The following is a 12,543-nucleotide window of genomic DNA, read 5'->3' on the forward strand; positions in this document are numbered from 1 at the left end:
GGAGATCGCTCAGACGATCAGGGTGAGCCGGCTGCCGCCGTCGTGCTCGACCCGCAGCCCGGCCCGGCGCAGCAGCGCCCGGACCCGGACGACGGTGTCCGGCTCGGCGCCCGTGGTGGCCAGCAGTCGGGCCAGTCGGCCCTTGTGCGCCTTGTTCGAGTGGCTGACCACCGCGCGGGTGCCGTCCGGCCGTTCGTCCAGCACCTGGACGGTGACCGCGCCGGGGACGGGGGCCAGGTCGGCGTAGGCACCCGAGCGCAGGTCGACGACCAGTTCGCCGTCGGCGCCGAGGACCGGGGCCAGCGCCGGCTTCCACAGCGTGCGCAACGACGGCAGCCCCGGCAGCGAGGACCCGGCGGACAGCCGGTAGGCGGGGATGGGGTCCTCCGCGCGGACCACCCCGAACAGCGCCGACCCGACCGCCAGCCGGCCGGCGGCCCGGCGCCGCTGCGCGCGGGTGAGCGAGCCGACGTCGAGGGCGTCGTAGAGGACGCCGGTGTAGCGCTCGATCGCCGGCAGCGTGGGACTGGTCCGCAGCGCCGCGTTGCGGGCGATCTCGCCGTCCTGCGTGGCGGACAGGCCCAGCGCCGCGCGCGCCGCGGGGACGTCGGCGGCCAGCTCCACCAGCGCGTCGGCGACCCGGGCCCGGACCGGCGTCAGCTCGGCCGCGGTGAGCGCCTCGAGGTCCAGCGCCGGCCCCGTGCCGCCGGGGTGCTTGGTCTCCGACGGCGGCAGCAGGACGAGCACGGGAGGAACGGTAGGGACCCGCGCGGACGGCCCGCCCACCGCGTCCGCGACGCACCTGCGACCGTCGTGATCTAACGTCCACGGTCATCGCGGTCGACCCGACAGGTCAGGAGGTGTGCTGGTGCTCGTGCTGGACTCGGCGGCGGTGTCGACCACCGGACCACGTCCGGACAACCAGGACTCGGCGCACGCCGCTCCGCTGCTCATCGCGATCGCCGACGGGGTGGGCGGCAACGTGGGCGGTGCGGTGGCGTCGTCCCTCGTCGTCAACTGGATGGCCCCGATGGGGATCGGCCTGACCCCCGGCGGCGGCCGCTCGCGGCGCGGGGTCCCGGGCGCCGGGGCCACCGACCTGGTGCGGGTGGTGGCCGGCGCCAACGAGCGGATCCGGGCGGCCTACACCGAGCGGCCGCGGCTGCGCAGCATGGCCACCACGATGACCGCCGTCTACGCCGACGGCGAGGGGCTCCTGCTGGCCCACATCGGCGACTCCCGGGGCTACCGGCTCTGCGACGGCGAGCTGGTCCAGGTGACCACCGACCACACGCTGGTGCAGGCGATGATGGACGCGGGGGAGCTCACCCCGGAGCAGGCGCGGGTGCACCCGCAGCGCTCCGCGGTGTACGCCGCCCTGCACGGCGGCGGGGACGACGACCTGGCCGGCCTGGACCTGGTCCGGCTGGAGGCCCGGGTGGGGGACCGGTTCATGGTCTGCTCCGACGGGCTGTCCGACGTCGTCCGGCCCGACCGGATCCGCCGGCTGCTGCACGACGCGGCCACCCCCACCGAGGCGGCGGCGGCGCTGCGGGACGAGGCGCTGGCCGGGCCGCCCACCGACAACATCACCGTGGTGGTCGGTGACGTCCGCGAGGACGGGCCCGGCGACGCGACGGTGACGCCGTGCACGGTGGGCGCGGCCGTCGACTTCCGGGAGGAGACCGCCGGCGCGCTGGAGGCCCTGTGGCCGGGCCGGGTGGCGGCCGGGGTGGCCCCGCAGCGCTGACCCCGGGCGGTGGCCCTGCTGCAGGGGCCCGCCGCGAGCCTGCGAGCGGTGGGGGGCAGCAGGGTCCTTCCTCAGGTCCAGTAGAGCAGCCGGGCGTCGGGGAGCCGCTCGGCGAGCGCGTTCTCGAACCAGCCGCGGAGCCCGGCCATGACGTCCTTCGGGTAGACGTGCTTGACCGCGCCGAACTTGCCGCGCTTGGTGGTCCGCAGGTCCTCGTCCATCTCCAGCTTGGTCCGCGGGTACCAGTCGGTCAGCGTGGCCTTGCTGTTCGGCGTGAACCGGTGGGTGATGCACTCGACGGTGAGGTCGGTGCCGGCCGGGAGCGCCGTGGCCACCGCGTCGAGCAGCGCGCCGTACTCCTCCTGCCAGCCCTCGACCGGCATGATCGGGGCGATGGTCAGCCCGACCGGGTAGCCGGCGGCGGCGACGGCGGCCAGCGCGGCGATCCGCCCGGTCACCGGGCTGGTCGCGCCCTCGAACCGGCGGGCCACGGAGTCGGCGTTGACGGAGAAGCGCAGCCGCGTCCGCCCGGCGTGCGGGAGGTCCAGCAGCCCGGCGACGTCGTCGAACTTGGTGGTGGCGCGCAGCTGGACCGGCCCGGCCCAGTCGTGGGTGCCGAAGTGGGTGACCGCCGCGGCCAGGCCGCCGGTCAGGTGCTCGATGGCCAGGGGGTCGGTGTAGCAGGACGCCTCGAACGTCGTCCCCTCGCCGCCGCGCTCGACCGTGCCGGAGGTGACCCCGCCGGAGCCGACGTAGGCGTCCAGCCCGGCCAGGACCTCGTCGAGGTCGGCGAAGACCCGGGTGATCGGCGGCCCGGACAGCGATCCGGCGAGGTAGCAGTACTGGCAGTGCGCGGGGCAGCCCTCGGCGAGGTCGAAGCGCCAGTCCGCGGACGGCGGGATGGGCTGCAGGCGGCGCCGGGACGGCGCACCGACGACGACGGCCATCGTCTGCTTGGCCCGCATGAACGCCGCGCGGTCCCCGTCGCCGCGCAGGTTCGGCAGCCGGTCGCCCGGCAGCAGCTCCACGTCCTGCACGCCGGCGGCCTCGAGCCGGTCGAGGATGCGGCGGCCATGGGGACGCTCGGCGGCCGAGCGGGTGACCAGGACGCGGGAGGGCGTCCAGAGGCGGGTGGGGGAGGGGGCGGCGAGCGCGGTGGTCATCGCCTGGTGCAACCGCTGCCGGGGTCGGGTCCTTCCTGCTCAGGCGGCGTGTCGCCGCTCGGCGCGGCCGGGTGGGTCAGCCGGCGGAGGAGCCGACGAGCGACCGGTTCAGCGGCACGAAGTCGCCCCGTTCGTCGACGGTGTACCGCTCGGCGCCCTCGGGCGTGGCCGCGATGTCCCGCAGGGCCTGCCCGAGGAGGGGGATGTCGGTGAGGTACGTCTGCCGGTTGGCGCTGATCCGGACCGCTCCGGGCAGGCGGTGGCGGAGACCGGAGCGCACGTCGGCGTGGAACTGCGCGACGTCGGCCTCGGACAGCCCGAGCAGCCGGCCCATGTAGGGGTGCGCGCAGAAGCACCCGCTGCGGGTGCCGATCGCGTACTCGTTGGCCAGGCGGGCGGCCACCAGGCCGTGCGGCACGCCCTCCAGGTTGAACGCCGCGACGGGGAGCCGGTCACCGGTCACCGGACCGAGCCGGTGCAGCCCCGGGACGGAGGCGAGCTCGGAGTCCAGCCCGCGGACCAGGTGCTCCTCGTGGGCCAGCACCGAGGGCCAGCCGTCGCTGCGCAGCTCGTCGGCGGAGGCGGTCAGCGCGACGACCCCGAGGACGTTGGGCGACCCGGCGTCGTCGCGGTCGGGGCCGTCGGCCCAGACGACGTCGTCGAACGACACCGCCTGGACGGCTCCGCCGCCCACGAGGAACGGCTCCCCGGTGGCCAGCAGCGCCCGGGGCGCGACGAGGGCGCCGGCGCCGAAGGGCGCGTACATCTTGTGGCCGGAGAAGGCGATCACGTCGATGCCCAGCGCCGTGATGTCGACGGGGCGGTGCGGCACGAGCTGCGCGCCGTCGACGACCACCAGGACGCCGCGGTGGCGGGCCGCCGCCGCGATGCCGCGCAGGTCGGGCAGCCAGCCGGTGACGTTGGAGCCGCCGGAGATGGCCAGCACGCGCGGCCTCGGGGACTGGTCGAGGGCCGCCTCGACAGCGGCGACGTCGAAGGTGCCGCGCTCGTCGACGGCCACGGTCCGCAGCTGCGCGTACCGGGCCCAGGGCAGCAGGTTGGCGTGGTGCTCCACCTCGGTGGTCACCACGACGTCGGACTTGGTCAGCCCCAGCCGGTAGGCCAGCAGGTTGAGCGCCTCGGTGGTGTTCCGCGGGAAGAGCGCGAGGTGGGTGGCCGGGTCGCCGCCGACGAAGCGCACCAGGACGTCGCGGGCCTCCTCGTACCGGGCGCTGGTCACCTGGGACCTGATCCCGGCGCCGCGGTGCACGCTCGCGTACCAGGGCAGGAACTCCTGCACCGCACGGTTGACGGCGACGGACGCCGAGCTGGTGGCCGCGGTGTCGAGGTCGACGTACTGACGCCGGCCGCCGTCGAGCACCGGCACCCACAGGTCGTCGCCCACGTACTGGCCGGCTGTGAACGCCGGGGTCATCTCCATGCCACGCTCATCGAACGGTCGCGGGAGGAACTTGAGCGCCGGGCCAGCGGAATCTGTCCTCCTCACCACAGCTGGTGGGATCCGCGTGTTCACTCAAGCGGGGGCGGCGTCCCGCCGATGAAGCGGGCATGACCGCCATCACGAACCGGTGGGGCAGCCGCGGCTTCCGCCGACGGGGATTCCGGCTGACCTCGCGCGTCTTCTGGGACATGGCCATCTACATGGTCGGCCTCGGGCTCGTCGTCGGGCTCATCTTCCCGCCCTTCGCGGTGCTGCTCGGCGTGCCCGGCACGATCGCCGCGCGCCCGCTCTTCGGCATGGCGTGTCTGATCGCCGGCTTCCTGGTGGGCGCGATGAACTACGCCCTCTGCCGCGGCGTCGTCGGCGGCCGACTCCAGGTGCTGGGCGGCCACCTGCGGTCGGCGACCAGCTCGATCACCTCCGCCACCCGCACCGGGGACTGGTCCGAGGCGGTGTTCGAGCGGATCACCGTGGACTCGGACGACCAGATCGGTGAGGCCGGCCGGGCGTTCAACAGCCTGCTGGGCGCGGTGGAGGGCCGGAAGGACCTGGAGGAGCGGCTCCGCTTCCAGGCGTTCCACGACCAGCTCACCGGTCTCCCCAACCGCGCTTACATGATGGACAAGCTGGCCGAGGCCGAGCAGCTCCGCGCTGCGGGCACCCCGTCGGCCGTGCTGTTCCTCGACGTGGACAACCTGAAGTCGGTCAACGACAGCCTCGGCCACGAGAGCGGCGACCTGCTCATCCGACTGCTGAGCGACCGCATGACGGGCAGCGTGCGGGAGACCGACCTGGTCGCCCGCCTGTCCGGCGACGAGTTCGCCATCCTGCTCGTCGGCTCGGGCAGTGAGCACCAGGCCGAACGCGTGGCCCAGCGCATGATCAGCTCACTCCGGGCGCCCGTGCAGATCGGTGATCACCTGGTGCGCACCGGGTTCAGCATCGGTCTGGCCACCTCCACCACCTGCGCCGCCAGCGGCATCGGGATGCTCCGGGCCGCCGACATGGCCATGTACGCGGCCAAGACCGGGGGCAAGGCCCGGCTGGAGGTGTTCCAGCCCAGCCACCACACCGCGCACGTGGAGCGAGACGCGCTGCGGGCCGAGCTCTCGGGTGCCCTGGACGGGGAGCAGCTGGAACTGCACTTCCAGCCCATCGTCGACGTCCCGACGCAGCACACCGTCGGCTTCGAGGCGCTCCTCCGGTGGCGTCACCCGGTACGGGGCCTGGTGTCGCCCCTGGAGTTCGTCCCGCTCGCCGAGGACACCGGCCTGATCGTGCCGATCGGCCGATGGGTGCTCCAGGAGGCCACCCGGCAGGCTGCTGCGTGGCAGGACCGCTCCCCCCTGGGCCGGCTGCGGATGAGCGTGAACGTCTCGGTGCGCCAGTTCCAGCATCCCGACCTGGTGGGCGACGTGGCCGACGCGCTGCACCGGTCGGGACTGGACCCGTCGCTGCTGACCCTGGAGATCACCGAGTCGCTGTTCGCCAGCGACACCGAGGAGACGACCCGCAAGATGCAGTTGCTCAAGCAGCTGGGGGTCCGTCTGGCCCTGGACGACTTCGGTACCGGGTACTCGTCGCTCAGCTACCTGAGGCGCTTCCCGATCGACACCCTCAAGATCGACAAGTCCTTCATCGACGGCGTGGCGTCCAGTTGCGAGGACCATGCCGTGGTCGCGGCCATCACCCAGCTCGGCCAGACCCTGCGCATGGAGGTCGTCGCCGAGGGGCTGGAGACCGCCGAGCAGGTCGAGGCACTACGCGCCCTGGGCTGCCCGCTCGGCCAGGGGTACCACTTCTCCCGGCCGCTGGTCGCCGGAGACGCGGTCAAGTTCATGCTGACCGGGGGCCGGTCGGCGTCCCGCATGCTCGTCCCCGCCTGACCCGCGGGACGGCGTCCGGTCGGTGCGTCAGTCGGCGAGGTCGACGACCACGGGGGCGTGGTCGCTGGCGCCCTTGCCCTTGCGCTCCTGCCGGTCGATCAGGGCGTTCGTCACCCGGCGCTGCACCGCCGGGCTGCCCAGCACGAAGTCGATCCGCATGCCCTCGCGCCGGGGGAAGCGCAGCTGCGTGTAGTCCCGTAGGTGTCCGGAGGCTTCGCTGACCGGCCCGTACGGCGCAAATTTGGACCTGACCTGCGGATGTACAGGTCAGTCAATCCGTGCCGATGCCGTCCAACCATGGTCTCGTGTGCCCCATATGTGCCCCAAGGGCAAGCTCGGAGGTCGCGGCAACTGCTCCGAGAGCCCACGAACGAGGGCGGCGTCGGCGCAACCGTGACCGGAGGCAGTGATCGTCCTTCCAGCGTTCGCCTGCCACTCGATGTCGCCCGTGCGGCGGGGCTTCTCGGGAGGTGACGTGGGGGGCGAACCGCGCGCCACTGCTGCGCGGCGAGGGGGACGACGGCCTGCCGGTACGTCGACCGGTCATCGGCGAGCCGGTCCGCCGCTATGAGATGACGATGCCCAGCGAGCTGGTGCACGCCGGGGTACGAAGCTGTAGCCCCAACCTGCGGGGCAGGGCACCGGCGGCCTGCCGCCTCCTTCGCTACGGGCAGTCTGCGCGATTGAAGCGGGCGACCGTCACGTCACCCAGCCTGCGAGCCCGCCGCCTTTGCGCCAGTGCTGGGCTGTGATAGGCCGCACCCCCTCGGCCGTGGGCCAGCTGGCCTGCTGGCTTCCGTTCCGAGGGACGCAGCAGGCGAAGTCCGTTCAGCGCCACCAGGATGGTCGAACCTTCGTGGCCGGCCACACCCAGGGGCAGGGGGAGGTTGCCGACCAGGTCCCAGGTGACGAGCACGGTGATGACGGCTGCGGCGATGACGAACTCCTGGATGATGAGGCGTCGCGCTCGGCTGGACAGCCGAAGGCGCGGGAGGTCAGGGCGTCGCGGACATCCCCACCACGGTCGAGTGTCGCTCGGGCAACCTTGCCGCGGCCCAAGAGCTTGCTGGTGACGACGTCAGCTGACAGTTGCGGCTCGCCCATCAGCGCGACGCATGGCGGCATTCAGGTACAGGCGACCGCTGACCCGGGACACGACCACCGCCAGGGCCAGTACCACCAGCGGGAGCCACGTGCCCGCGGCACCGTGCACGAGGACCGCCAGGGCGTCACACACTGCGAAGGACAGGGTCCATACCACTGTGGTGCGCACGTTCATCTCGTGGAAGCGCGGGTCGGTCAGGAACTCCGGGCGCACGACCCGCCGGGTGAACTGCACCGTCCAGGGGTCACCCCGAACCAGGCTGACTGCGCACTGCAGCGCCAGCAGCGTGTAGAAGACGATCGCGACGTGGCCGATGAGCCACGTGTTGTGCAGCCCGAAGTAGAGCACCACGTTCCCGACCGCGAACAGCAATGCCAACAGATCCAGGCTGGTAACGCCCTGCCGTCGGGCGAGGTGGTAGATCAGGACACCGACACAGCCCACCACCGCGACGATCACCCCGGCGGCGTACGCGTGGGCGATCAGGATCGGCACCATCAGCACGACCGGCAGCAGGCCGGTGAAGGCCAGCCATGGAGAGGAAGAGCGGACTTCGGAGTCGGACATTGCGCAGCCCCCTTCGAGAATGGCTCGGAACAGATGGGCTCGGAACCGGGCCTGAGCGGCAGCCATCACGCGCGATGGACCTGGCGGCGTGATGGCTGCCGCGGCGGGCTCAGGGCTACGGGCGTGCGCCGGCCGGGGTGGGGCCGGTCGCACCCGGGGTGGCCGCGGTGGGGGGCGGGCCGCCGGGTGCGGCCGGGGCTCCGGCAGGCGGCGGGGTCGGACGGACGGCCCCGATGGAGCCGGGGTCGGGTCCGCCGGTGTCCAACCGGAACGGCGGGTAGCGGTCGGTCATCAGCGCGGCGTACGCGGCCACCCGAAGCGCCCAACGGTCCAGGCCCAGGACGAAGTCGTACAGCGACCGGGGATAGCGGCCGGTGAACAGCACGACGATCGCCGCGATGCACAGCAGGAGGCTGACCAGGCTCACCCCCGCACCCCAGCTGTCGACCCAGCCGTCGTCCGCGGTCCCCGCCCGGGAACCCAGCCAGATCCCGCCGCCGACGAAGAGGGACACGATGAGGTAGTGCGGGATGGCCAGCAGCCACCACTTCACCAGGACCAAGCCGCGGGAGAGCCGCTCGGGGTAGGACACATCCAGGTGCGCCGGGTAGTCGGGCACATCGGCCAGGGTGAACGGTGGGTACCGGTCGGTGCCCAGGGCCCAGTAGCCGTAGTAGTTGACCCGCCAGCTCCACCGCAGCACGCCGACGTTGAAGTCGAACAACCCCCGCGGATAGCGCCCGGTGATCAGGATCGCGAAGAACGCCACCACGCTGACCAGGAAGAAGGCCAGCCACAGGAAGGCCAGCACGACGTAGTGCGGGATCAGCAGCAGCCACTTGACCAGCCACAGCCCACGTGAGACCGACGCGTCCTCCGACGCGTCCACGCGGACCGGATACGGCGTCCGGTTCTCCGTCACGATTCCTCCTCCCGTGCAGGGAGTCCACCGCGGCGTGGGCGCCGGGGTGGACTCGTCCACCAAGGCCACAGGACCGACTGTCGTCGGCACGCTGGACCACCGACCAGAATCAACGCGCTTGTCTCCGCGCAGCGTCGGCGTCGGAACGCCCCTGGAAACAGGTCACTGCGCCGACGCGAGTCACCGTAGACCCGCCTCTCCGCGCTACGCAACCCTCAGTGTCGTAAAGGGGGTCGCCAATGCCCGGGCAACCGGTTGAGCTGCATAGAATCCCGATCTGATTCCGATACCGAGGATCCTGACGAAGGAGGTTCTGGCGTGACCTCACCGCCTCCTGTCCGGGGACGCCCACGAGACCACACCCTCGACGAGCGCATCCTCGACCAGGTGCTCGTCCTGCTCGGCTCGCACGGCTACGCCGGTCTGACCCTCGACGAGCTGGCTGTCCGCAGCGGCGTCGCGAAGACCACGATCCTGCGTCGCTGGCCCTCGAAGGCTGCGGTGGCCGCCGCGGGAGTGGAGCGGCTGGCCCTGCAGACCGTCGACGTGCCCGACTCGGGCAGCCTTCGCGGGGACCTGCGGGCGCTGCTGCAGGGTGCGGTGGAGTCCTTCGTCCGCGGCCGCGGGCAGTTCGTCCCCCGGTTGCTGCGCGAGACCGGGCACCACCCGGAGATCGCCGACCTGCTCTACACCGTCATCCACACTCGCCGGCAGGCCTACCGGAGAGTCCTCGCGCTGGCGGTCGCCCGGGGCGAGCTCGCTCCCACGGTCGACCAGGAGCTCATGATCGACCTGCTCATCGGGCCCGTGTGGACCCGACTGCTGATCACCCACGACCCCATAACCCAGGAGTACGTGGACGCCAACGTCGAGGCGGTGCTGACCGCCTTCTCTGTGGACCCGGCGGCAACCGGATGACGGGGCACCGGGGCGGACGTCCGCCGGGCGTCCGCCCCGAGTGGCCAGGAAACGGAACCGTGCTCAGCTGGTGCTGCGGTGATGGCCGACCACCCAGCTCGCCGCGGCCGCCCAGAAGAGCAGGACGACCAGTGAGATCTCAAGGACGAGGTAGAGCGCGACGCTGTCGATGATGAACGCGAGCCCCCCGACGATGAGCAGCGGAACCAGCAAGTAGCCCAGGGCTCGCACCCATCCGGGCATGACGCCGGCGCGCGTCGCGGCCCAGGTGACAGTGATCGCGAACGACGCCAGCAGGATCAACTTGAGCGTGTCGGCGTAGTTGACGGCGGAGAAGAGCGCCCTGCTGGTCGACGCCGCCGTGGTGTCAGCGACGGCCACGGCGACCAGTGCGAGGGCCACCTGCATGAAGGAGACGAACGCGGCGGCGAGGCCGGTGACCTGCATCCACCGGGCCTCCACCGGCCAGTTGGGCAGCGCGCGGGCAAAGCCGAGGGCCAGTGCCATCAGTGCGAGCCCGGCCAGTCCGTGGACGAGCAGCGATTGCAGCACCACTCCGCCGGTGTTGTCGACGTAGAAGGTCCGGATCTCGACGGCGGGTGCGGTCGGGGCGGGGGCGCTCGGCCCGGTCAGGAGCCCCAGGACCCAGGCCAGCACGTAGACGGTCCCAGCGACGGGCAAGAACCGGGCCAGCGCATCGGCCCGTGCACCCGGGGTGCCCGACGACGGCGGCGGCGTACGAACGGATTCAACGGTCATCTTCCAGGTCCCCTCTGCGTGCTCGTGCCTGACCCGCGCCTCGACGCTGCAGGCAGGACGGACCGAACCCGGGACCCCTGCGCTCCGCGCTCGGGGAACACAGCGGCCCCGGTGTCTGGAGAACTCGGCCTCGCACAACGAGGCGCGGCCAGGGTCCACCCGGAGGATTCCGCCGCGCAAGGGGTCGCCCCATCACCCTCGTCGATCGGTCGCTACGGCCTCAAAGGCGGCTCGGCGGCAGGCATGAGCCGGGCGAGGCCGTCGCCGTAGCGGCGTCGGGCATCGCCTGACACCGGCAGGGCGAACCCCGGCCGAGGTCGAGGGCCGCATCGTCGAACTCCGCGCCCGAGAGCGCCGGGGGCCCGGCCTGGATCGGCGCTGAGCTGGGCGTGCCGGCGCGCACGGTCTCCCGGGTCCTGCTCCGCCGGGGGCAGCCCCGGCCGGCCGTCCTGGACCCGATGACCGGGCAGGTCATCCGGTCCTCGAAGGTGACCGCCGTCCGCTACGAGCGGTCCCGGCCCGGCGAGCTGGTGCACATGGACGTCAAGAAGCTGGCCCGCATCCCCGAGGGGGGCGGCTGGCGGGCGCACGGCCGCGCCGCCGGCAGAACCAGCCGCCGCGCCACCGTCGTCGGCTACGACTACGTGCACTCCCTCGTCGACGACCAGTCCCGGCTGGCCTACTCCGAGATCCCCACCGATGAGAAGGGCGCGACCTGCGCAGGTTTCCTCGCCCGCGCCGCGGCCTACTTCGCCGACCACGGCATTCCGCGGATCGAGCGGGTGATGACCGACAACGCCTGGGCCTACCGGTACTCGCTGCACCAGGTCATCGGCCAGTTGGGCGCCCGCCAGAAGAGCGGTGGCATCGGCAGGGCTGCGGGCGGGAACGACCAGCCCACGACCTGCGGCACCACTTCGCGTCGCTGCTGCTGGCCGCCGGCGAGTCAGTGGTGGCCGTCGCCGAGCGGCTCGGCCACGACCATGCCTCGCTGGTGCTGTCCACCTACGGCCATCTGATGCCGGACAGCGAGGACCGCACGCGCCGAGCCGTCGACGCCGCGTGGGGCGCAGCGGGTGCCGCGTGTGGCCCCAGATGTGCCCCACGGCGTCCGGTCGGTGCGTCAGTCGGCGAGGTCGACCACGACGGGTGCGTGGTCGCTGGCGCCCTTGCCCTTGCGCTCCTGCCGGTCGATCAGGGCGTTCGTCACCCGGCGCTGCACCGCCGGGCTGCCCAGCACGAAGTCGATCCGCATGCCCTCGCGGCGGGGGAAGCGCAGCTGCGTGTAGTCCCAGTAGGTGTAGACCCCGGGGCCGGGGGTGTACGGGCGGACGAGGTCGGCGTACCCGGCGTCGACGACCCCGCGGAACGCGGCCCGCTCGGGCTCGGTCACGTGCGTCGAGTGGCTGAACAGCGAGATGTCCCAGACGTCGTCGTCCTGGGGGGCGATGTTCCAGTCCCCGACCAGCGCCACCTGCGCGTCGGCGTCCTCGGTCAGCCAGCCGCCGGCGGTGACCCGCAGCGCCTCCAGCCAGGCCAGCTTGTAGTCGTAGTGCGGGTCCCCGAGCTGGCGGCCGTTGGGCACGTACAGGCTCCACACCCGCACCCCGCCGCAGGTGGCGCCCAGCGCGCGGGCCTCGGGCGCCGGCTCGGCGCCCTCCTTGGTCGCCCAGGAGGGCATCCCGGGGAAGCCCACCTGCACGTCGGTCAGGCCGACCCGGGACAGCAGCGCGACCCCATTCCACTGCGAGTGGCCCACGTGCGCCACGTCGTAGCCGAGGTCCCGGAAGCGCTCCTCCGGGAACTGGTCGTCGCGGCACTTGGTCTCCTGCAGCGCGACGACGTCGACGTCACTGCGCTGCAGCCAGGCGGCCACCCGGTCGGCTCGGCTGCGGATGGAGTTCACGTTCCAGGTCGCCAGGCGCACGGAGACCCACTCTAGGTGGGGCCGAGACCGGCCACGGCCCCGCTGCAGGGTCCCGCCGCGAGCCTGCGAGTGGTGGGGGGCAGC

Annotated in this window: 11 protein-coding genes and 1 pseudogene; 4 read left to right on the forward strand and 8 right to left on the reverse strand. The window is 72.6% G+C overall.

The genetic code is table 11. The features are described 5' to 3' along the window. Positions 1–9: 9 nt before the first annotated feature. Positions 10–747, reverse strand: coding sequence for a peroxide stress protein YaaA (gene yaaA, locus ACWIX6_RS01255; protein WP_448615029.1), 738 nt, complete (start codon positions 745–747; stop codon positions 10–12). 121 nt (positions 748–868) lie between these two features. On the opposite strand from yaaA, the gene ACWIX6_RS01260 reads away from it, so the two are divergent. Next, on the forward strand, positions 869–1,750 hold the full coding sequence (locus ACWIX6_RS01260) for a PP2C family protein-serine/threonine phosphatase (RefSeq protein ID WP_448615030.1): 882 nt from the start codon (positions 869–871) through the stop codon (positions 1,748–1,750). A gap of 71 nt (positions 1,751–1,821) precedes the next feature. Here the strand turns inward: ACWIX6_RS01260 and ACWIX6_RS01265 are convergent, their stop codons facing one another. Together ACWIX6_RS01265 and ACWIX6_RS01270 are read right to left on the reverse strand one after the other, a co-directional pair. Next, positions 1,822–2,913, reverse strand: coding sequence for a spore photoproduct lyase family protein (locus ACWIX6_RS01265; protein ID WP_448615031.1), 1,092 nt, complete (start codon positions 2,911–2,913; stop codon positions 1,822–1,824). A gap of 76 nt (positions 2,914–2,989) precedes the next feature. After that, on the reverse strand, positions 2,990–4,354 hold the full coding sequence (locus tag ACWIX6_RS01270; RefSeq protein ID WP_448615032.1) for an aminotransferase class V-fold PLP-dependent enzyme: 1,365 nt from the start codon (positions 4,352–4,354) through the stop codon (positions 2,990–2,992). A gap of 128 nt (positions 4,355–4,482) precedes the next feature. Between ACWIX6_RS01270 and ACWIX6_RS01275 the strand changes: the two genes are divergently transcribed. Then, positions 4,483–6,261: a putative bifunctional diguanylate cyclase/phosphodiesterase gene (locus ACWIX6_RS01275; protein ID WP_448615033.1), complete on the forward strand. Its 1,779-nt coding sequence runs from the start codon at positions 4,483–4,485 to the stop codon at positions 6,259–6,261. Between the two features lie 27 nt (positions 6,262–6,288). On the opposite strand, the gene ACWIX6_RS01280 is transcribed toward ACWIX6_RS01275, so the two are convergent. The 3 genes from ACWIX6_RS01280 to ACWIX6_RS01290 form a co-directional block, all read right to left on the reverse strand. After that, positions 6,289–6,420, reverse strand: a complete 132-nt coding sequence (locus ACWIX6_RS01280; RefSeq protein WP_448615034.1) for a hypothetical protein — start codon at positions 6,418–6,420, stop codon at positions 6,289–6,291. A 919-nt stretch (positions 6,421–7,339) separates the two neighbouring features. Next, a complete protein-coding gene (locus tag ACWIX6_RS01285) occupies positions 7,340–7,933 on the reverse strand; it encodes a hypothetical protein (protein ID WP_448615035.1) in 594 nt (197 codons plus the stop codon). Positions 7,934–8,048: 115 nt separating this feature from the next. After that, positions 8,049–8,855 carry a DUF4389 domain-containing protein gene (locus tag ACWIX6_RS01290; protein WP_448615036.1) on the reverse strand — a complete coding sequence of 269 codons (807 nt, stop codon included), beginning with the start codon at positions 8,853–8,855 and terminating at the stop codon, positions 8,049–8,051. 318 nt (positions 8,856–9,173) lie between these two features. Between ACWIX6_RS01290 and ACWIX6_RS01295 the strand changes: the two genes are divergently transcribed. Next, a complete protein-coding gene (locus ACWIX6_RS01295) occupies positions 9,174–9,773 on the forward strand; it encodes a TetR/AcrR family transcriptional regulator (RefSeq protein WP_448615037.1) in 600 nt (199 codons plus the stop codon). Positions 9,774–9,836: 63 nt separating this feature from the next. Here the strand turns inward: ACWIX6_RS01295 and ACWIX6_RS01300 are convergent, their stop codons facing one another. Beyond that, positions 9,837–10,532, reverse strand: a complete 696-nt coding sequence (locus ACWIX6_RS01300; protein WP_448615038.1) for a hypothetical protein — start codon at positions 10,530–10,532, stop codon at positions 9,837–9,839. Between the two features lie 301 nt (positions 10,533–10,833). Here ACWIX6_RS01300 and ACWIX6_RS01305 point away from each other — a divergent pair. Continuing rightward, positions 10,834–11,386, forward strand: a pseudogene (locus ACWIX6_RS01305) (DDE-type integrase/transposase/recombinase); the annotation flags it as partial. 269 nt (positions 11,387–11,655) lie between these two features. On the opposite strand, the gene ACWIX6_RS01310 reads toward ACWIX6_RS01305, so the two are convergent. Further along, complete coding sequence (locus tag ACWIX6_RS01310) at positions 11,656–12,459, reverse strand: exodeoxyribonuclease III (RefSeq protein ID WP_448615039.1); 804 nt, start codon at positions 12,457–12,459, stop codon at positions 11,656–11,658. Positions 12,460–12,543: the final 84 nt, after the last annotated feature.

The organism is Modestobacter sp. URMC 112, assembly GCF_053502575.1.

Bases quoted from the DNA above. Each gene is read 5' to 3' on its own strand.
- ACWIX6_RS01265 (WP_448615031.1), bottom strand. From the start codon at position 2,913: ATGACCACCGCGCTCGCCGCCCCCTCCCCCACCCGCCTCTGGACGCCC.
- ACWIX6_RS01270 (WP_448615032.1), bottom strand. From the start codon at position 4,354: ATGGAGATGACCCCGGCGTTCACAGCCGGCCAGTACGTGGGCGACGAC.
- ACWIX6_RS01275 (WP_448615033.1), top strand. From the start codon at position 4,483: ATGACCGCCATCACGAACCGGTGGGGCAGCCGCGGCTTCCGCCGACGG.
- ACWIX6_RS01280 (WP_448615034.1), bottom strand. From the start codon at position 6,420: ATGCGGATCGACTTCGTGCTGGGCAGCCCGGCGGTGCAGCGCCGGGTG.
- ACWIX6_RS01285 (WP_448615035.1), bottom strand. From the start codon at position 7,933: ATGTCCGACTCCGAAGTCCGCTCTTCCTCTCCATGGCTGGCCTTCACC.
- ACWIX6_RS01300 (WP_448615038.1), bottom strand. From the start codon at position 10,532: ATGACCGTTGAATCCGTTCGTACGCCGCCGCCGTCGTCGGGCACCCCG.